Here is a 770-nt window from a genome sequence, read left to right on the forward strand (position 1 = left end):
GGTCGAGAGCTTCCGAGATCACGATGTCGAAGCGCCGATCGCGGGCGTCCTGCTGCAGGCGCTGGATGCCGGGACGCATCAGCGAGGCACCGGAGGTGGCGGCATCCTCGTAGCTGCCGACGATCTGCCAGCCTTCGCGGCTGGCGCGTTCGCGGCAGAGACGGATCTGGTCATCGATCGACGAGGCCGATTGCAGGTCGGAGGAGTAGCGGGCGTAGATGACGGCGCGCAAGGTCATGGGCGGAGCTCCGTGCGGAGGGGCAGGTCAATCGTCAGGCGCGCCGCGCTCAGCGGCGTGATCGGCGCGAGCGGCATCGCGGGCAAGCGCCCGGACGAGGGCRAGCAGCTGGTCGTGATGCTGCGCGGGTTGCCGGTCCCCGGCAAGGGTTTTGTCGGTCGGAGGTGCCGACGGGACAGCCGCCGTCCGCGCGGCACCCTCCCTGTCGGCAATATCTCTCCGGTCTCGTGCCATGGGCCGAGTTGCTCCCTGCGCCKGAGGGCAGGGCCCGTTGGCGTTCGCTGATGATGATCCTGTGCGGGGATGAGCCCGCTGCTGTTCAGATGATCATAGGGCATGGGAACGGCTCTCTAAGCTGGAAACATGGATCTCGGGTCTCGTGAATGTGGATAACCACCGGAAAATGCGGAAATCTCACTCTCCAGAGGGGTGAAACGCGCTTGGGGGAAACGGAAATGGACCCGGGTCCCGGATCAATCCGCGCCCGAACACTGTGATAAAATATTACCCGGAGGGAGTTCTCCGGATTTTA

Annotated in this window: 1 protein-coding gene; it reads right to left on the reverse strand. The window is 64.8% G+C overall.

All coding sequences use genetic code 11. The annotated features are described in order from the left end of the window. A partial coding sequence (locus AQY21_RS27050) for a recombinase family protein (protein WP_161906136.1) occupies positions 1–238 on the reverse strand: 238 nt, incomplete at its 3' end. Positions 239–770 lie beyond the last annotated feature (532 nt).

This window comes from Paracoccus sp. MKU1 (assembly GCF_001447385.1).
In the GTDB taxonomy this organism is placed as follows: domain Bacteria; phylum Pseudomonadota; class Alphaproteobacteria; order Rhodobacterales; family Rhodobacteraceae; genus Paracoccus.